This is a genomic window from Roseiarcus fermentans (assembly GCF_003315135.1).
In the GTDB taxonomy this organism is placed as follows: Bacteria; Pseudomonadota; Alphaproteobacteria; order Rhizobiales; family Beijerinckiaceae; genus Roseiarcus; species Roseiarcus fermentans.
Window position 1 is genome coordinate 46,395 of record NZ_QNRK01000023.1, and the last position, 18,522, is coordinate 64,916.

Sequence of the window (18,522 nt, forward strand, 5' to 3'; positions counted from 1 at the left end):
CGTTGCGCAAAGCTCCCCATTCGCCGGCGCCGGCCGCGCCGTCGCGGCGTTCGGCCGCGCGCCCTTGTGAACCGGGCGCGACGATCGGGCAACCGTCACATCCTCGTCGCGCACCCTGCGTTTTTCGCTGGCGCGCGCCGGACAAGCTGATATAGACCGCGCCCGAAGCTCAGGGCGCCCCACATGTTTCGGCTGGCGCCGACGCGGGCGTGGCGGAATTGGTAGACGCGCCGGATTTAGGTTCCGGTGGCGAAAGTCGTGGGGGTTCGAGTCCCTCCGCCCGCACCAGTTCCCGGCCCCTCTTGAGGTCGATCCCGGCGGAGCGATCTTCGAGACCGCGGTCGGCGCGAGGCCGGATGACGCTTTGGCGACAGAATGAAATCGGCTAAGGGAAACCTCGGCCCGTGAGAACAAGGCGAATGACGATGCAGGTGACGGAGACGCTGAGCCAGGGGCTCAAGCGCGAGTATGACATCTTCCTCCCGGCGAGCGATCTCGCCGCGAAGCTCAACTCGCAGCTGGCCGAGATGCGCTCGAAAGCCCAGATCAAGGGCTTCCGGCCGGGCAAGGTGCCGCTCGAGCACCTTCGCCGCATCTATGGCAAGTCGGTGATGGCCGATGTCGTCCAGACCGCGATCAACACCGCCAACAAGCAGATTGTCGACGACAACAAGCTTCGCCTGGCGCGCGAGCCCAGGGTCAACCTGCCGGAAGACCAGTCGACGATCGAGGCGGCGCTCGAGGCGCGCGGCGACCTCTCGTTCAAGATCGCGCTCGAAGTGCTGCCGACCTTCGAGATCGGCGACTTCTCCGAGCTCGAGCTCGAGCGGCTGACCGCGGACGTCGAGGACTCCGAGATCGCGACGGCGATCGACCGCCTCGCCGACGGGCGGCGCACCTTCGCCGACAGGGGCGAGGGCGCGAAGGCCGAAAACGGCGATCGTGTCACGATCGACTTCGACGGCAAGATCGACGGCGTCGCGTTCGAGGGCGGCGACGGCCGCGACATCCCGGTCCTGATCGGCTCCAACACCTTCATTCCCGGCTTCGAGGAGCAGCTCGTCGGGGCCGCGGCGGGAGAGCGGCGCGTCATCACCGCGACCTTCCCCGAGGCCTATGCGGCGCCGGCGCTGGCGGGCAAGACCGCCGAATTCGACGTCACCGTCAAGACGGTGGAGGCGCCGGAGGCGCTGGAGATCGACGACGCCTTCGCCGCCGGCCTCGGCATGGAAAGCCTCGACAAGCTCAAGGAGTTCGTGCGCGACCGCATGGCCGCCGACTACGCCAAGTTCTCGCGCGACAAGATCAAGCGGCAGCTGCTCGACAAGCTCGACACGCTCTACACGTTCGAACTGCCCGAAGGCCTCGTGAACCAGGAGTTCGACGGGATCTGGGCCCAGGTCACGCAGGAGCAGCAGTCGTCCGGCAAGAGCTTCGCCGACGAGAACACCACCGAAGAGGCCGCCCGCGCCGACTACCGCCGCATCGCCGAGCGCCGCGTCCGCCTCGGGCTGCTGCTGGCCGAGGTCGGCGCCCGGGCCGCCGTCCGGATCGAGGACGACGAGATCAGCCAGGCGGTGATCGCGCGAGCGCGTCAGTTCCCGGGACAGGAAAAGCAGGTCTGGGACTTCTATCGCAACAACCAGCAGGCGCTGGCGGAGTTGCGCGCCCCGATCTACGAGGAGAAGGTCGTCGACCACATCCTCGGCCTCGCCAAGGTGACCGAACGCAAGGTTCCGAGGGAGGAATTGATCAAACCGCTGGAAGACGAACTGCCGGCGGCGAAGGCGGCCGAGCCGGTCACGGCTGCGGCGGCCGACCAGCCGGCCGAGACGGCCGACCAGCCGGCCGAGACCGTCGCGGCCGCGCCGGCCGGCCAGCCGGCGGACTGACCGGCCTCCGCACGACGGGCCGCGGCGCCTCTTTTCGGGAGGGCGCCGGGCGCCTATCTTGGAGGCTGCGCCCGCCGGGCGACTTTTGGGGACATGCGAGACAATGCGCGATCCGATCGACTATTACACCAACAACCTCGTGCCGATCGTGATCGAGCAATCGGCGCGCGGCGAGCGCTCGTTCGACATTTTTTCCCGCCTTCTGCGCGAGCGGATCGTGTTCATGATCGGGCCGGTCGACGACGTCTCGGCGTCGCTGGTGGTCGCCCAGCTGCTTTTCCTGGAAGCTGAGAACCCGAAGAAGGACATCGCCCTCTACATCAATTCGCCGGGCGGGGTGGTGACGGCGGGGCTCTCGATCTACGACACCATGCAATTCATCCGCCCCAAGGTGACGACGCTCTGCATCGGACAGGCCGCCTCGATGGGCTCTCTGCTGCTGGCGGCGGGCGAAAAGGGCAGCCGGTTCACCCTGCCCAACGCGCGAATCATGGTCCACCAGCCGTCCGGCGGCTTCCAGGGGCAGGCCTCCGACATCCAGCGGCACGCCGAGGACATCGTCAAGGTGAAGCGGCGTCTCAACGAGATCTACGTCCATCACACCGGCCAAACCTACGAGGCCATCGAGAGGACCCTCGACCGCGACCATTTCATGTCGGCGGAAGAGGCCAAGGCGTTCGGAATCGTGGACGAAGTGACGACCAAGCGGGCGTCCGAGTCGGAAGAGGCGAAGGGGCCGGCGTAAGCCAAGCTCCTGGACTGGCCTGTTTCTTGCTACGCCATCATGCCGCCATTTTTCCGGGAACCACTTGATTTCGCCCGGACTTTGATGGTTGCTTAGGGAATCCGACGTCGACCTCGTCGACGCCGGATCGTGTGGGACGCGGCGGACGGCAGGAGGGGTCGGAGGCTACGTTTCGTTAGTTTCAGGAAGCTTAGGCTGCGTTTCGATTCGAAAGGCAGCCGAGTTGGAGAAAGAAAAATGGCCAAAGCCGACGGCGACGCCAAGAACACGCTCTACTGCTCCTTCTGCGGCAAGAGCCAGCACGAGGTTCGCAAGCTCATCGCCGGGCCGACCGTGTTCATCTGCGACGAATGCGTCGAACTGTGCATGGACATCATCCGCGAGGAGAGCAAAACCTCGCTGGTGAAGAGCAAGGACGGGATTCCGACTCCGCGCGAGATCTGCAAGGTCCTCGACGACTACGTGATCGGCCAGTCGCAGGCGAAGCGGGTGCTGTCGGTGGCGGTGCACAACCACTACAAGCGGCTCAATCACGCCACCAAGCACGGCGACGTCGAACTCGCCAAGTCGAACATCCTGCTGATCGGCCCGACCGGGTCCGGCAAGACCCTGCTCGCCCAGACGCTCGCGCGCATCCTCGACGTGCCCTTCACCATGGCCGACGCCACCACGCTGACCGAGGCGGGTTATGTCGGCGAGGACGTCGAGAACATCATTCTCAAGCTGTTGCAGGCCTCCGACTACAACGTCGAGCGGGCGCAGCGCGGCATCGTCTACATCGACGAGATCGACAAGATCAGTCGCAAGTCCGACAATCCCTCGATCACCCGCGACGTGTCCGGCGAGGGCGTGCAGCAGGCGCTGCTCAAGATCATGGAGGGCACGATCGCCAGCGTGCCGCCGCAGGGCGGGCGCAAGCACCCGCAGCAGGAATTCCTCCAGGTCGACACCACCAACATCCTGTTCGTCTGCGGCGGCGCCTTCTCCGGCCTCGAGCGCATCATTTCGGCGCGCGGCAAGGGAACGTCGATCGGCTTCGCCGCCAAGGTGCAGGCGCCGGACGACCGGCGCACCGGCGAGGTGTTCCGCGACGTCGAGCCGGAGGACCTGCTGAAGTTCGGCCTCATCCCCGAGTTCGTCGGCCGCCTGCCGGTCATCGCCACGCTCGAGGACCTGGACGAGGACGCGCTGAAGAAGATCCTGACCGAGCCGAAGAACGCGCTGGTCAAGCAGTATCAGCGGCTGTTCGAGATGGAGAACACCGACCTGACGTTCCAGGACGATGCGCTCAACGTGATCGCCAAGAAGGCGATCGAGCGGCGGACCGGCGCGCGCGGCCTGCGCTCGATCATGGAAGGCATCCTGCTCGATACGATGTTCGACCTGCCCGGCCTCGACGCCGTGGAGCAGGTCGTGATCGGCCCGGAGGTGGTCGAGGGCAAGGCCCGGCCGCTTTATATCTATGCCGAACGCGCGGAGCGTGCGAGCTGACGGACATTTACGCCGGCCGCTTGAAACGGCGGCCGGCGAAGCCCATGTTCGCGTGAGACGTTTGATTCCGGGAACGGCACGAACATTGCGTTTCTGAATCGGGGGCGATCCGGCCGGGCCTTTTGGACGGCGGAACGCACAAGCGACAGGCGCCGGCTGCCTCGTTGGGCCGGCGGCAGTCGTGGGGCGTCGTCAACGCAAGCACGGGAGCGGGCTTCGACCGGCTTCCGAGAAGGACAGCCATGACCAGCCAACGCAAGACCATCGCCCCGGGCACGCTCGACGCCTACCCTGTCCTGCCGCTGCGCGACATCGTTGTTTTCCCGCACATGATCGTCCCGCTGTTCGTCGGCCGAGAGAAGTCGATCCGCGCGCTCGAAGAGGTGATGAAGTCGGACAAGCCGATCCTGCTCGCCACGCAGAAAAACGCCGCCGACGACGATCCGACGCCAGAGGCCATCTTCACCACCGGAACGCTGGCGAGCGTGCTCCAGCTGCTCAAGCTGCCGGACGGAACCGTCAAGGTTCTGGTCGAAGGGGCCTCGCGCGCGGTGGTGACCCGCTTCATCCCCGGCGACAGCTTCTTCATGGCCGAAGCCCAGGCGGTCGCCGACGAGCCGATCGAGAAGATCGAGGCCGAGGCGCTGTCGCGCTCGGTGGTGGCCGAGTTCGAGAGCTACGTGAAGCTCAACAAGAAGATCTCCCCCGAGGTGGTGAGCGCGGTCAACCAGATCGACGATTACAGCAAGCTCGCCGACACGATCGCCTCCCATCTCGCGGTCAAGCTGTCGGACAAGCAGGCGATCCTGGAGACCCGGTCGATCGCCAAGCGGTTCGAGAAGTGCCTCGCGCTGATGGAAGGGGAAATCTCCGTCCTGCAGGTCGAGAAGCGCATCCGCACCCGCGTCAAGCGGCAGATGGAGAAGACGCAGCGCGAGTACTACCTGAACGAGCAGATGAAGGCGATCCAGAAGGAGCTCGGCGACGAGGAAGGCCGCGACGAGATGTCCGAGCTCGAGGAGCGCATCAAGTCCACCAAGCTCACCAAGGAGGCGCGCGAGAAGGCGCTGGGCGAGGTCAAGAAGCTGCGCCAGATGGCGCCGATGTCGGCGGAAGCCACCGTCGTGCGCAACTACCTCGACTGGCTGCTGTCGATCCCGTGGCAGCGGCGCTCGAAGGTCAAGAAGGACCTGCCGGCGGCTCAGGCGATCCTCGACACCGACCATTTCGGCCTCGACAAGGTCAAGGAGCGCATCGTCGAATATCTCGCGGTGCAGCAGCGCGCCAACAAGCTGACCGGCCCGATCCTCTGCCTCGTCGGTCCCCCGGGCGTCGGCAAGACCTCGCTCGGCAAGTCGATCGCCAAGGCGACGGGGCGCGAGTTCGTCCGCATGTCGCTCGGCGGCGTGCGCGACGAAGCGGAGATCCGCGGCCATCGGCGCACCTACATCGGCTCGATGCCCGGCAAGGTCATCCAGTCGATGCGCAAGGCCAAGTCCTCGAACCCGCTGTTCCTGCTCGACGAGATCGACAAGATGGGCATGGATTTCCGCGGCGATCCGTCGTCGGCCCTGCTCGAGGTGCTCGATCCTGAGCAGAACGCGTCGTTCAACGACCATTACCTCGAGGTCGACTACGACCTGTCGAGCGTGATGTTCGTCACGACCGCCAACACGCTCAACATCCCGGCGCCGCTGATGGACCGCATGGAGATCATCCGCATCGCCGGCTACACCGAGGACGAGAAGCTGGAGATCGCCAAGCGCCACCTGCTGCCCAACTCGATGGGCAAGCACGGGCTCGACGCGAAGGAGTTCGAGGTCGAGGACAGCGGGATCATGGAGCTGATCCGGCGCTACACCCGCGAGGCCGGCGTCCGCAATCTCGAGCGCGAGATCTCCAACCTCGCCCGCAAGGCGGTGAAGGAGATCCTGACGACGAAGAAGAAGCGGATCGTCGTGACCGGCGACAACGTGGCCGAGTTCCTCGGGCCGCAGAAGTACCGGTTCGGCGAGATCGAGCTGGACGATCAGGTCGGTCTGGTGACGGGCCTCGCCTGGACCGAGGTCGGCGGCGAATTGCTGACGATCGAAGGCGTCCTCATGCCCGGCAAGGGCCGGATGACGGTGACAGGCAACCTCAAGGACGTGATGAAGGAGTCGATCTCGGCGGCGGCGTCCTACGTGCGCTCGCGCGCCGTCGATTTCGGCATCGAGCCGCCGCTGTTCGACAGGCGCGACATCCACGTCCACGTGCCCGAGGGCGCGACGCCCAAGGACGGGCCGTCGGCGGGCGTCGCGATGGCGACGGTCATCGTGTCGATGCTGACCGGGATCCCCGTCCGGCGCGACATCGCCATGACCGGCGAGATCACGCTGCGCGGCCGCGTGCTGCCGATCGGCGGCCTGAAGGAGAAGCTGCTGGCGGCGCTGCGCGGCGGCATCAAGAAGGTCCTGATCCCGGAGGACAACGTCAAGGACCTCGCCGAGATCCCGAACTCGGTGAAGACCGGTCTCGAGATCGTGCCGGTGTCCCGCATGGAGGAGGTGCTGAGGCACGCGCTGGTGCGTCAGCCGTCTCCGATCGTGTGGGAGGAGGACGTCAAGGCGGCGCCCCCCGCCGCCGCCGACGAACCGGGGCAGGGCCTGGTCGCCCACTGACCCGAGACGCCGGGTCGGAGCGACCCCCGACGCTCTGAGAAACGCCGCGAATCCGAAGGGATTCGCGGCGTTTTTTATCCACAATCCCCCGATTTCCGGCCGGAATGGCGCTTTTTTTCCCCGCCGCTTCCCGCAAACCCTTGCGCCATCTCGCCCAAACGTGAGCAATGAGGCGCACTCAGCCGTCGATTCGGCCGATCGGCGCCCCTCGGGGCGCCGCGGCGGCCTCGGGGGTCATGAGCGCGCGGACGCTTCGATCGCGCCGCGCGGCAGGCCGGCGCGCGCAAGAGACGTCGGCTGGAACGGAGAGGCAGGATGAACAAACTCGAACTCGTCGATCACATCGCGACCATGGCGGAACTGACCAAGGTCGACTCCGCCAAGGCGCTGGAAGCCTTGCTGGATGGCATCGAGAAGACCCTCAAGAAGGGCGAGGAAGTCCGGCTGGTCGGCTTCGGCACATTCTCCGTGCGCGAGCGCGCCGCCGGCAAGGGTCGCAATCCGGCCACCGGCAAGGAGATCAAGATCGCGGCGTCGAAGAACGCCCGGTTCAAGCCCGGCGCGGCGCTGAAGGCCGCTCTCAACAAGAAGTCCGGCAAGAAGTAAGCCGCGTTACGGGGCGGATCCGGACGCCGCCGGCCCTGGTCGCGGCGCGGGTCCGGGCGCCGCGCCCGCCGCCGAGGCCGCCCGCGTCGGTCCCGCTTGGCGGATCGGACTGAAATCTATAGTCTGCGGCGCACGGCAGCAGGGGCGGTTAGCTCAGTTGGTAGAGCGTCTCGTTTACACCGAGAGGGTCGGCGGTTCGAGCCCGTCACCGCCCACCACCTTGCGCCGCCGGGCCTCGGCGACGATCCTGCGCCTGGCTTTGGCCGGCTTCTGCCTGACGGGGTCGGCGGCCGCGCAGTCCGCCTCCATGACGTTTCGCGTCGAGACGCTGGACGGCGCCCGGTGCGGCGCGCGCTGTCCGCACGTGATCGTGGCTGACGGCGTCATCGAGACGTCGACGCCCCAGGCCTTCGTCGATTTCCTCAAGTCCGGTGCCGAAGACCGGGATCTCAAGCGGATCGTGTTCTTCAACTCGCGCGGCGGCAACGTCGTCGCCTCGATGGCCTTCGGCCACATCCTGCGCGACCTGCGAATCGCCGGCGTCGTCGGGCGGTTTCGATCCGACGGCGATTCGGGCCCGTTCGCCGGCGAGTGCCTGTCGGCCTGCGTCTACGCCATGATGGGCGCGGTTCGCCGCGTCGCGCCGCCCGGCAGCGAGGTGGCGCTGCACCGGATGTCGATCGTCGAGACCGAGGCCGAGGGGTGGTTCGGGCAGCGCACCAAGCGGAGCTTCGCCGACGCGCCGATGATCGCAGTGCTCGCCCGCTACGCCCGCCGGATGGGCGTCAGTCCGGCGCTGGTGCGCGCCGCCGAATCCCTGCCGCCCGAGACGATGCATGTGCTCACGCCGGAGGAGATGCGCCGCTGGTCGTTCGCCGTCAGCCAGTTCTGACGGCGCGGCGATCTTCGCGCCGAAACCCGTTTTCGGCGTATTGACTTGGGTTCCCGACTGGCTTAATCCCCGCCAACCCTCACGGGGGAGTAGCTCAGTTGGTTAGAGCGCCGGCCTGTCACGCCGGAGGTCGCGGGTTCAAGTCCCGTCTCTCTCGCCATTCTTCCCCTCCGTTTCACCGATCGGCTGCTGCCCGTTCCTGGCGACACCGGATCGAGTTCACGCGCCGCGCGCGGCTCCGCCGCCTCGCGCGAGACGCTCACCGGGAGACGAACTGCCTGCGGAGCAGGTCATTCACGTAGGCGCTGGCGTTCGGAATGGTCTTGAGGCGGTCGGCGACATCCGGGTCGAGCATAATGTTGACACGACGCTTCCTGGCTTCCGCCGGCATCGCGGGGCGTCCGCGCCTGGCGTGCGCGAAGAATTCCCGATCCAGTTCCCGGACCTCGCCGTCACGGTCGACGTAAGGCTTTTTCATATTTGTGTTTTTCCCTTTCGTTGGCCTTGCGGAGGCTGATCACGCGGAGAACGCCGCCCCGGTCGCACCAGGCAAAGACGCATAGGCGATTGTTGATCGGGGCCATTGCGACAAAGCGGACTTCGGAATAGTCCGCTCGCGCGTCTTCGCGAGTGAAGGCCAAATCCCAATCTACGTAGGCAACATCGGCAAAATCGAGGCCGCGCTCAGCCAGCGTCCTGTCTCGTTTTCCGTCGTCCCATTCCAGCTTCATGCAATTGGACTGAATTGATATACACACATAAAAGCGTCGTCGCGTCAATATATGGAAATTCCCTGCGCCGGCCCGCGAGGTCGTCAGAACGCCGTCGATTCGAAGCAACGACGTCGAGGCGCCGCCGCAAGATCCGACCCATCCGAGGCTCGTCAGAAGCCGAGCGGGTGCGCTTCGACGTCCGCCGGGGGCGCCCCGCCACGCTGACCGGCCGAGAAAGGGGCCGGTCTTCCTCGTCACGCTGCCGGTTTCGCTCGCCGTGACCGTGCTGTCCTCGACGCGCCGGCGCCGGGCTGGCTGATTGTCGGCGTCGTGGTTCTGATCGTCGGCGCCAGCCTGTCGCAGGCGTTCCACGGCGCCTTGCACCGCGACGACGTGGGCGTGGCCGTTCGCGCCCTGCGCGCGCTCGGACTCCTGATGTCGAAATCCGCCCACAACCGACACCACGAGACGTGACCCGGGATTTCGGCGTCGTCAACGGCTGGTCGAATCCCCTGGTCAGCCTCCGCGCGGCGTTCCGCCTCCGGATCGGCGCCATCCGAAGCGAAGGCGTGACGCCGGCCTGAAGCGGCCGACCGTCCCCGGACGAACCGGAGAGACGGCGCGCGCCGACCCCGTGCGCCCGCCGCGATGCGGGATCGCTCGCGAGCGCGCGAACCGGCCGGGCGGCCGGAACGCGCCCGCGCCGGGTGGGCAAAGCCCGTCATCCGGTTGGTGTTAACCGGGTTTCACGAAATTGCGCGCATGCGACTTCAGGCCCATTGCCACCCTTTCGCCTTGCATGCGCCGCGGCCCTGCGATAGGCCTTCGGGCACGCAAGGGGGCCGCGTCGATACGACGCAAGAACCCGTTGTGCTTGTCCAAAACCACGAGCCCAGCGATGCCGAGCATCATCTCCGACTACCTTCCGCTGGTCGTTTTCGTCATCCTGGCCACGCTGATCTGCGGCTCCCTGATGGTCATGCCGTTCCTGCTCGCCTTCAAGGCGCCGGATTCGGAAAAGCTGTCGCCGTACGAGTGCGGATTCGACCCCTTCGACGACGCGCGCATGCGCTTCGACGCCCGGTTCTATCTGGTGTCGCTGCTGTTCATCATCTTCGACCTCGAGGTCGCCTTCCTGTTCCCGTGGGCGATCGTGTTTCATCATCTCGGCGCGTTCGGCTTCTGGTCGATGATCGGGTTCCTCGCCGTGCTGACGGTCGGCTTCGTCTACGAATGGAACAAAGGAGCGCTGGAATGGGATTGAGCTCCGGTCCGATCGTCGCCCCCGCTCCGAGGGGAATCCTCGATCCCGCCACCGGCAGGCCGATCGGCGCGGATGACCCCGCGTTCGGCGCGATCAGCGACGAACTCGCCGACAAGGGGTTTCTGCTGACCTCGACCGAGGATCTGATCCAGTGGGCCCGCACCGGCTCGCTGATGTGGATGACGTTCGGGCTCGCGTGCTGCGCGGTCGAGATGATGCAGCTGTCCATGCCCCGATACGACGTCGAGCGCTTCGGCTTCGCGCCGCGCGGCAGCCCGCGCCAGTCGGACGTGATGATCGTCGCCGGCACGCTGACCAACAAGATGGCCCCGGCGCTGCGCAAGGTCTACGACCAGATGCCCGAGCCGCGCTACGTCATCTCGATGGGCTCGTGCGCCAACGGCGGCGGCTATTACCACTATTCCTATTCCGTGGTGCGGGGCTGCGACCGGATCGTCCCGGTCGACATCTACGTGCCGGGCTGCCCGCCGACCGCCGAGGCGCTGCTGTACGCCGTGCTGCTGCTGCAGAAGAAGATTCGCCGGACCGGCACGATCGAGCGCTGATCCGCCTTCAGGAACGAGAGACAGTCGAATGGACGACCTGTTGAAGACGATCGGCGACAAGCTCGCCGCCGCCCTTCCGGGCGCGATTCTCGAACAGACCTGGGCGTTCGGGGAACTCACGCTGACGGTCGAGGCTGCGCGCAACACCGACGTGCTGAAGGCGCTGCGCGACGACCCGGCCGGCCAGTTCGTGTCGATCATCGACGTGTCGGGCGTCGACTATCCGGAGCGGGAGAAGCGCTTCGACGTCGTATATCATCTCCTGTCGCCGCGACTGAACCGGCGCATCAGCGTCAAGACCCACACCGACGAGGAGACGCCGCTCGCCAGCGCCACCGCGGTCTATCCGGGGGCCGACTGGTACGAGCGCGAGATCTACGACCTGTTCGGCGTGCTGTTCGTCGGCCATCCCGACCTGCGCCGCATTCTCACCGACTACGGCTTCGAGGGCCACCCGCTGCGCAAGGACTTCCCGATGACCGGCTTCGTCGAGGTGCGCTACGACGACCAGGAGAAGCGGGTGCGTTACGAGCAGGTTCGCCTGAACCAGGAATTCCGTGAGTTCGACTTCCTCAGCCCCTGGGAAGGGCCGCCGCTGCCGGGCGACGAGAAAGCGAGCGGGGGGAGCAGGCAGTAGGCAGTCGGCAGTCGGCGGTCGGGAAGTTCGCGGTGGACGGGATCAGGTCGTACCGGGATCTCAGAGTGTGGCAGGAAGCTATGATCTTGGCGGAAGACAGCTACCGGTTCTCGGCGACATTGCCCCGCGAAGAGCTGTTCGGCCTGATGTCGCAAATCCGACGGGCGGCCGTGTCGGTTCCAGCCAACATCGCCGAGGGTTATGGCCGCGACAGCAAAGGGTCCTACGTCAGTTTCCTGAAGACGGCGCAAGGCTCTCTCAAGGAACTCGAGACCCATCTGATCTTGGCGCAGCGACTGAAACTGGGCAGTTTCGCAGCGGCCGAGGGCCTGCTTGCGCGGTGCGAATCGATAGGGCGGATGATGCGGGGACTGATTCGAAGCCTACAAGGCGCGCCGGAGGCATGAAATGACACGACCCATACAGGCCATTCGCGCCGACTGCCGACTGCCGACTGCCGACTGCCTTCGCGCGGCGGAGCCGCGCTCATGACCGACCAGAACCTCCGCAATTTTTCCATCAACTTCGGCCCGCAGCATCCGGCGGCGCACGGGGTTCTGCGACTCGTGCTCGAGCTCGACGGCGAGGTGGTCGAGCGCGTCGACCCGCACATCGGCCTCCTGCACCGCGGCACCGAGAAGCTGATGGAGGCGCGCACCTACCTGCAGAACGTGCCCTACCTCGACCGGCTCGACTATGTCGCGCCGATGAACCAGGAGCACGCCTATGCGCTCGCGGTCGAGCGCCTGCTCGGCATCGCGGTTCCGCGTCGCGCCCAGCTGATCCGTGTCCTCTATTCCGAGATCGGCCGCCTCCTCTCGCATCTCCTCAACGTCACCACCCAGGCGATGGACGTCGGCGCGCTGACGCCGCCGCTGTGGGGGTTCGAGGAGCGCGAGAAGCTGATGGTGTTCTACGAGCGGGCGTCGGGCGCGCGCATGCACGCGGCTTATTTCCGCCCCGGCGGCGTCCACCAGGACCTGCCGCCGAAGCTGATCGACGACATCCACGCCTTCTGCGATCCGTTCGAGAAGGTGCTCGACGATCTCGAGACGCTGCTCACCGGCAACCGCATCTTCAAGCAGCGCAATGTCGACATCGGCGTGGTCAAGCTCGAGGACGCATGGGCCTGGGGGTTCTCGGGCGTCATGGTGCGCGGCTCCGGCGCGGCCTGGGACCTGCGCAAGTCGCAGCCCTACGAGTGCTACGAGGAGATGGAATTCGACATCCCCGTCGGCAAGAACGGCGACTGCTACGACCGCTATCTGATCCGCATGGCCGAGATGCGCCAGTCGGCGCACATCATGAAGCAGTGTTGCGAGAAATTGCAGCTGGCGAGCGGCGCTGGGCCGGTCGCCAGCGACGACGGCAAGGTCGTGCCGCCGAAGCGCGCCGACATGAAGACGTCGATGGAGGCGCTGATCCATCACTTCAAGCTCTACACCGAAGGCTATCGGGCGCCGGCCGGCGAGGTCTACGCGGCGGTCGAGGCGCCGAAGGGCGAGTTCGGCGTCTACATCGTGTCGGACGGCTCCAACAAGCCCTATCGCGTCAAGCTTCGGGCGCCGGGATTCGCCCACCTGCAGGCGATGGACTTCCTGTGCCGCAAGCACATGCTCTCTGACGTCAGCGCCATCCTCGGCTCGATCGACATCGTGTTCGGGGAGGTCGATCGGTGACCGTCCTCGAGTCGCTCAAAAGCCGCGCCGGTTTCATCGCCTCCGGGGCGGCGTCGTTCGCCGTCATCGTCGGCGGCGTGCGCTTCGCCTCCGGGGAGCCGCTGGTCCAGCCGCAGACCGATCTCGGGATCGTCATCGGGGTTGCGATGGTGGCCCTCTATCTTGTCCTTTCCGACACGCGCGGGGGCGTCCGATGACGACCCGCCTCGCTCGTTCCGCCCCCGGGATTGCATAGCCCATGTCCGTTCGCCGACTTGCCGAGAAGCAGCCTGACAGCTTCGAGTTCACGCCCGAGAACAAGGCGTGGGCGCAGACCGAGATCGCCAAATATCCGCCTGGCCGTCAGGCTTCGGCGGTGATCGCGCTTCTGTGGCGCGCCCAGAAGCAGAACGCCTACTGGCTGACGAAGCCGGCGATCGAAAAGGTCGCCGAGATGCTCGACATGCCGAAGATCCGCGTGCTCGAGGTCGCCACCTTCTACACCATGTTCAACCTCGAGCCGGTGGGACGCTACTATGTCCAGCTGTGCGGCACGACGCCCTGCATGCTGCGCGGCGCCGAGGAGATCAAGGGCGTGCTGCGCAGCCGCGTGGGCGAGCCCGACCACGTCACCGCCGACGGCCTGTTCTCCTGGAGCGAGGTCGAGTGCCTCGGCGCCTGCTGCAACGCGCCGATGGTGCAGATCAACGACGACTATTACGAGGATCTGACGGCGGAGAGTTTTGCGAAGCTCCTCGACGACCTGGCCGCGGGGCGCCCGGTGAAGAAGGGATCGCAGATCGGCCGCGTCTCGTCCGAGCCGGTCGGGGCCTTGACCGCGCTGACCAGCCTCTACGGGGCGGACGGCCGCAGCGGGCCGGCGAGCGTCGACCAGAAGACGGGGGCCTGAAGACGATGCTGGAAGACAAGGACCGCATCTTCACCAACCTCTACGGCTTCGGCGACCGCAGCCTGAAGGGCGCCCGGGCGAGGGGAAACTGGGACGGGACCAAGGCGCTGATCGACAAGGGCCGCGACTGGATCATCGCCGAGATGAAGGCGTCGGGCCTGCGCGGCCGCGGCGGGGCGGGCTTTCCGACCGGCCTCAAGTGGTCGTTCATGCCCAAGACCGTCGACCCGAAGCGGCCGCACTATCTGGTCATCAACGCCGACGAATCCGAGCCGGGCACCTGCAAGGACCGCGAGATCCTGCGCAACGACCCGCACGTGCTGATCGAGGGCGCGTTGATCGCCTCGTTCGCCATGGGGGCCGAGGCCGCCTACATCTACTTCCGCGGCGAATACATCGAGGAGCGTCTGCGCTTCCAGGCGGCGGTCGACGAGGCGTACGAAGCCAGGCTGATCGGCAAGGACAACATCCACGGCTGGCCGTTCGACCTCTACGTCCATCACGGCGCGGGCGCCTACATCTGCGGCGAGGAGACCGCGATGCTCGAATCGCTCGAGGGCAAGAAGGGCCAGCCGCGCATGAAGCCGCCGTTTCCGGCCGGCATGGGCCTCTACGGCAGCCCGACGACGGTCAACAACGTCGAGTCGATCGCCGTCGCGCCGACCATTCTCAAGCGCGGCGCCGCCTGGTTCACGAGCTTCGGCGCCCCCAACAACGCCGGCACGAAGCTGTTCTGCATCTCGGGGCACGTCGAGCGCCCGTGCAACGTCGAGGAGGCGATGTCGATCCCGTTCCGGGAGCTGATCGACAGGCATTGCGGCGGCGTACGCGGCGGCTGGGACAATCTGCTCGCCGTCATCCCCGGCGGCTCGTCGGTGCGCTGCGTGCCGGCGGCGCAGATCATCGACTGCCCGATGGACTTCGACTCGCTCGGCAAGCTGCGCTCGGGGCTCGGCACCGCGGCGGTGATCGTGATGGACAAGTCGACCGACATCGTCCGCGCCATCGCCCGCCTCAGCTACTTCTACAAGCACGAGAGCTGCGGCCAGTGCACGCCCTGCCGCGAGGGCACCGGCTGGATGTGGCGGGTGGTCAGCCGGATGGCGGAGGGCCGCGCCGAGAAGCGCGAGATCGACATGCTGCTCGACGTCACCAAACAGGTCGAGGGCCACACGATCTGCGCCCTCGGCGACGCGGCGGCCTGGCCGATCCAGGGCCTGATCGCGCATTTCCGCCCCGAGATCGAGCGGCGCATTGACCTCTATTCCGCCCGGCCGCACGGGCCGAGCCCCGTGCGCGCGGCGGCGGAGTAGGCCATGGCCGAGGAGCCGGACAACCTGGTTCTGCAACTGCTGCGCGCGATGCGAGCGGAGAATTCCGCGCGCTTCGACGCGATCGAGGCGATCGTGAGGGAGGTCAGGCTGACGGTCGTCAGTCACGACCTGCGTTTCGACGCGCTGGATGAGCGGGTCGAATTGATCCGCGAGGGCGCCGTGACGGCGATCGGATACGCCGCCCACGCCAACCGCGGGCATGTCGATCTTCGCAAGCAGATCGCCGACTTGACCCGCCGGGTCGAAAGGCTGGAGGCCGGACGATGACCCGCGCCGTGGCGAAAGCCGCCCTCGCGGCGGCCGCGCTCCTGCTCGCTGCGGCGCCGCTCGCCGCTCACGGCGACCACGCGGCCGGAGTGCCGGGCGATCCGAACAAGCCCGCGCGCACGGTGGAGATCGTCATGTCCGAGGCGGCGGACGGAATGCATTACACACCCGACCGGGTCGAGGCGCATCCCGGCGAGCAGATCCGCTTCGCGATCCGCAACGCCGGTTCGGTCAGCCACGAATTCTTCCTCGGGACGGCGGAGGCCGACAAGGCCCACGCCGCGATGATGGCCGCGATGCCCGAGATGAAGCACCACGACGCCAACGCGGTCACGGTCGCGCCGGGGCAGTCGGCGACGTTGCTGTGGCGCTTCACCCACGCCGGCGACTTCGAGTTCGCGTGCCTCGTCCCGGGCCACTACGAGGCCGGCATGCACGGCGCGGTGGCGGTCAAATGAAAGCGACGTCTCCGGCTCGGTTGGTCGAGCGCAGCGCGGGGTCCTGCCGATGAAGATCGAGTGCGAGAAGCAACGGCTGGATGTCCATTCCGCCGACCTCTCGGGGTCGCGCTTCGACGACGTCAATCTGTCTGGCTCGGACTTTCACGACATCAACATGTCGGGCTGCTCGTTTGACGACCTGAACATGTCCGGATGGCGGGTTCGAAACGCGAATTTGGCCGGTTTGAAGGTCGAGGGGGCCAACCTCGCCGGCGCGTCGATCGCCGACGCCCGGCTGGACGGCATGACCATCGACGGTATTGCCGTCACAGATTTGCTCGCCTATTGGCAGGCCGGTCACGGGGCGAAGGGCGCATGAGCAAGATCAACATCGACGGCAAGGACATCGACGTTCCGGCCGAATACACCCTGCTTCAGGCCTGCGAGGCCGCCGGCGCCGAAGTGCCGCGGTTCTGCTTCCACGAGCGGCTGTCGATCGCCGGAAATTGCCGCATGTGCCTCGTCGAGGTGAAGGGCGGCCCGCCCAAGCCGACCGCGTCCTGCGCCATGGCGGTGAGGGACCTGCGTCCGGGACCCAACGGCGAGCCGCCGGTGGTGCTGACCAATTCGCCGATGGCGCGCAAGGCCCGCCAGGGCGTGATGGAGTTCCTGCTGATCAATCATCCGCTCGACTGCCCGATCTGCGATCAGGGCGGCGAGTGCGACCTGCAGGACCAGGCGATGGCCTACGGCGCCGATTCGTCGCGCTTCGCCGAGAACAAGCGCGCCGTCGAGGACAAGTACCTCGGCGCCCTCGTCCGCACCTCGATGAACCGCTGCATCCAGTGCACCCGCTGCGTGCGCTTCGCCACCGAAGTGGCGGGCGTTCCGGAGCTGGGCGCGATCGGGCGCGGCGAGGACATGGAGATCACCTCCTATCTCGAGCGCGCGCTGAGTTCGGAGCTGCAGGGCAATGTCGTCGACCTGTGCCCGGTCGGCGCGCTGACGGCGAAGCCGATCGCCTTCCACGCCCGCCCGTGGGAATACGTCAAGACCGAGACGGTCGACGTGATGGACGGGCTCGGCGCGGCGATCCGCATCGACTCGCGCGGCCGCGAGGTCGTGCGCATCCTCCCGCGCGTCAACGACGCGATCAACGAGGAGTGGATCTCGGACAAGACCCGGCACGTCGCCGACGGCCTCAAGACGCAGCGCCTCGACCGCCCTTACGTCCGGGTCGACGGCAAGCTCAAGGCGGCGAGCTGGAATGAGGCGTTTGCGGCGATCGCCGCAAAGGCGAAGGCCGCCGCGCCGGAGAAAATCGGCGCGATCGTCGGCGACCTCGCCGCCGTCGAGGAGATGTTCGCCCTGCAGGGCCTGATCGCCCGGCTCGGATCGCCCAACATCGACTGCCGCCAGGACGGCTCGAAGCTGCATCCGAAGTTCGGCCGCGCCTCCTACCTGTTCAATTCCACCGTCGCCGGCATCGACGACGCCGACGCGATCCTGGTGATCGGCTCCAACCCGCGGCTCGAATCGCCGGTGCTCAATGCGCGCATCCGCAGGCGCTGGCTGAAGGGGGGCGTCCGGATCGGCGTCATCGGCGAGCGGGCGGACCTGACCTACGACGCCACCTACATGGGCGCCGGGCCGGAAACGCTCGCGGAGGTCGCCGAGAAGCCGGCGCAGGGGATGACGAAGCCGATGTTCGTGGTCGGGGCGGGCGCGTTCGCGCGGCCCGACGGCGTCGGCGTCCTGGCGAGCCTCGCGAAGGCCGCGGCCGCGGCCGGCGTCGTCAAGGACGGCTGGAACGGCTTCAACGTCCTGCATACCGCGGCCTCGCGCGTCGGCGGCCTCGATCTCGGCCTCGTCCCCGGAGACGGCGGCCTCGACGCGCCGGCGATGGCGAAATCCGGCGCGCTCGACGTGCTGTTCAATCTCGGCGCCGACGAGATCGAGGTCGAGCCCGGCGCTTTCGTCGTCTACATCGGCACGCATGGGGACCGCGGCGCGCATCGCGCCGACGTCATTCTGCCCGGGGCCGCCTATACCGAAAAGTCCGGCGTCTACGTCAACACCGAGGGGCGGCCGCAGTTCGCCGAACGCGCCGTCTTCCCGCCGGGCGACGCCCGCGAGGACTGGTCGATCCTGCGCGCGCTGTCCGAGGCGCTCGGCGCCCGGCTGCCGTTCGATTCGCTGACCGAGCTTCGGGCGACGCTCGCCGCCGCGCATCCGCATCTCGCGCAATTCGACCAGATCGCGCCCGCCGATCCCGCCGCGCTGACCGCGGCCGCGGCGCTCGGCGGGGCGGTCGACCGGACGCCGTTCCGGTCGCCGGTCGAGGACTTCTATCTCACCAACCCGATCGCGCGCGCTTCGCGCGTCATGGCCGAGTGCTCGGCCCTGGCGCGCGAGCGGACGCGGCAAGCCGCGGAATAGCCGCCGAT

Annotated in this window: 20 protein-coding genes and 3 tRNA genes; 21 read left to right on the forward strand and 2 right to left on the reverse strand. The window is 67.1% G+C overall.

All coding sequences use genetic code 11. The features are described 5' to 3' along the window. Positions 1–203: 203 nt before the first annotated feature. From DFR50_RS19465 to DFR50_RS19505, 9 genes are all read left to right on the forward strand, one after another. Positions 204–288: transfer RNA gene (locus DFR50_RS19465), tRNA-Leu, on the forward strand. Positions 289–425: 137 nt separating this feature from the next. Further along, entirely contained in the window at positions 426–1,892 is a 1,467-nt protein-coding gene (gene tig, locus DFR50_RS19470) for a trigger factor (RefSeq protein WP_113890999.1), read from the forward strand. A 103-nt stretch (positions 1,893–1,995) separates the two neighbouring features. Beyond that, on the forward strand, positions 1,996–2,637 hold the full coding sequence (gene clpP / locus DFR50_RS19475) for an ATP-dependent Clp endopeptidase proteolytic subunit ClpP (RefSeq protein ID WP_113890937.1): 642 nt from the start codon (positions 1,996–1,998) through the stop codon (positions 2,635–2,637). 237 nt (positions 2,638–2,874) lie between these two features. Next, positions 2,875–4,128 (forward strand): ATP-dependent Clp protease ATP-binding subunit ClpX, encoded by a 1,254-nt coding sequence (gene clpX, locus DFR50_RS19480; RefSeq protein WP_113890938.1) that lies wholly within the window; start codon positions 2,875–2,877, stop codon positions 4,126–4,128. Positions 4,129–4,370: 242 nt separating this feature from the next. Continuing rightward, entirely contained in the window at positions 4,371–6,788 is a 2,418-nt protein-coding gene (gene lon, locus DFR50_RS19485) for an endopeptidase La (protein ID WP_113890939.1), read from the forward strand. Positions 6,789–7,085: 297 nt separating this feature from the next. After that, entirely contained in the window at positions 7,086–7,394 is a 309-nt protein-coding gene (locus DFR50_RS19490) for an HU family DNA-binding protein (protein WP_281016746.1), read from the forward strand. 142 nt (positions 7,395–7,536) lie between these two features. Beyond that, a tRNA-Val gene (locus tag DFR50_RS19495) sits at positions 7,537–7,612 on the forward strand. Between the two features lie 89 nt (positions 7,613–7,701). Then, a complete protein-coding gene (locus DFR50_RS19500) occupies positions 7,702–8,286 on the forward strand; it encodes a COG3904 family protein (RefSeq protein ID WP_210208972.1) in 585 nt (194 codons plus the stop codon). A gap of 83 nt (positions 8,287–8,369) precedes the next feature. Then, positions 8,370–8,446 (forward strand) — tRNA-Asp (locus DFR50_RS19505). 99 nt (positions 8,447–8,545) lie between these two features. Here DFR50_RS19505 and DFR50_RS19510 read toward each other — a convergent pair. Both DFR50_RS19510 and DFR50_RS32595 read right to left on the reverse strand, forming a co-directional pair. Further along, positions 8,546–8,764, reverse strand: a complete 219-nt coding sequence (locus tag DFR50_RS19510) for a BrnA antitoxin family protein (protein WP_113890942.1) — start codon at positions 8,762–8,764, stop codon at positions 8,546–8,548. Continuing rightward, positions 8,739–9,464, reverse strand: a complete 726-nt coding sequence (locus DFR50_RS32595; protein WP_210208973.1) for a BrnT family toxin — start codon at positions 9,462–9,464, stop codon at positions 8,739–8,741. The genes DFR50_RS19510 and DFR50_RS32595 overlap by 26 nt, the downstream gene beginning before the upstream one ends. Before the next feature lie 433 nt (positions 9,465–9,897). Here DFR50_RS32595 and DFR50_RS19525 point away from each other — a divergent pair, with 433 nt between their 5' ends. The 12 genes from DFR50_RS19525 (at position 9,898) to nuoG (ending at position 18,514) form a co-directional block, all read left to right on the forward strand. Continuing rightward, a complete protein-coding gene (locus DFR50_RS19525) occupies positions 9,898–10,263 on the forward strand; it encodes an NADH-quinone oxidoreductase subunit A (protein WP_113890945.1) in 366 nt (121 codons plus the stop codon). Then, the gene (locus tag DFR50_RS19530; RefSeq protein WP_170153297.1) at positions 10,254–10,829 is read left to right on the forward strand and encodes a NuoB/complex I 20 kDa subunit family protein; all 576 of its coding nucleotides are present in this window, start codon (positions 10,254–10,256) and stop codon (positions 10,827–10,829) included. The genes DFR50_RS19525 and DFR50_RS19530 overlap by 10 nt, the downstream gene beginning before the upstream one ends. A gap of 28 nt (positions 10,830–10,857) precedes the next feature. After that, complete coding sequence (locus DFR50_RS19535) at positions 10,858–11,466, forward strand: NADH-quinone oxidoreductase subunit C (protein ID WP_113890947.1); 609 nt, start codon at positions 10,858–10,860, stop codon at positions 11,464–11,466. Between the two features lie 32 nt (positions 11,467–11,498). Beyond that, a complete protein-coding gene (locus DFR50_RS19540; protein WP_113890948.1) occupies positions 11,499–11,873 on the forward strand; it encodes a four helix bundle protein in 375 nt (124 codons plus the stop codon). Positions 11,874–11,954: 81 nt separating this feature from the next. After that, positions 11,955–13,145, forward strand: coding sequence for an NADH-quinone oxidoreductase subunit D (locus tag DFR50_RS19545; RefSeq protein WP_113890949.1), 1,191 nt, complete (start codon positions 11,955–11,957; stop codon positions 13,143–13,145). Beyond that, a complete protein-coding gene (locus DFR50_RS19550; RefSeq protein WP_113890950.1) occupies positions 13,142–13,342 on the forward strand; it encodes a hypothetical protein in 201 nt (66 codons plus the stop codon). The genes DFR50_RS19545 and DFR50_RS19550 overlap by 4 nt, the downstream gene beginning before the upstream one ends. Before the next feature lie 41 nt (positions 13,343–13,383). Beyond that, complete coding sequence (gene nuoE / locus DFR50_RS19555; RefSeq protein ID WP_113890951.1) at positions 13,384–14,034, forward strand: NADH-quinone oxidoreductase subunit NuoE; 651 nt, start codon at positions 13,384–13,386, stop codon at positions 14,032–14,034. 5 nt (positions 14,035–14,039) lie between these two features. Further along, a complete protein-coding gene (gene nuoF / locus DFR50_RS19560) occupies positions 14,040–15,347 on the forward strand; it encodes an NADH-quinone oxidoreductase subunit NuoF (RefSeq protein WP_113890952.1) in 1,308 nt (435 codons plus the stop codon). A gap of 3 nt (positions 15,348–15,350) precedes the next feature. Continuing rightward, positions 15,351–15,635 (forward strand): hypothetical protein, encoded by a 285-nt coding sequence (locus DFR50_RS19565; protein WP_113890953.1) that lies wholly within the window; start codon positions 15,351–15,353, stop codon positions 15,633–15,635. Further along, positions 15,632–16,093 carry a cupredoxin domain-containing protein gene (locus tag DFR50_RS19570; RefSeq protein WP_113890954.1) on the forward strand — a complete coding sequence of 154 codons (462 nt, stop codon included), beginning with the start codon at positions 15,632–15,634 and terminating at the stop codon, positions 16,091–16,093. Before DFR50_RS19565 ends, DFR50_RS19570 begins: the two co-directional genes overlap by 4 nt. 49 nt (positions 16,094–16,142) lie before the next feature. Next, positions 16,143–16,454 (forward strand): pentapeptide repeat-containing protein, encoded by a 312-nt coding sequence (locus DFR50_RS19575; RefSeq protein ID WP_113890955.1) that lies wholly within the window; start codon positions 16,143–16,145, stop codon positions 16,452–16,454. Beyond that, positions 16,451–18,514 (forward strand): NADH-quinone oxidoreductase subunit NuoG, encoded by a 2,064-nt coding sequence (nuoG, locus tag DFR50_RS19580; protein WP_113890956.1) that lies wholly within the window; start codon positions 16,451–16,453, stop codon positions 18,512–18,514. The genes DFR50_RS19575 and nuoG overlap by 4 nt, the downstream gene beginning before the upstream one ends. Positions 18,515–18,522: the final 8 nt, after the last annotated feature.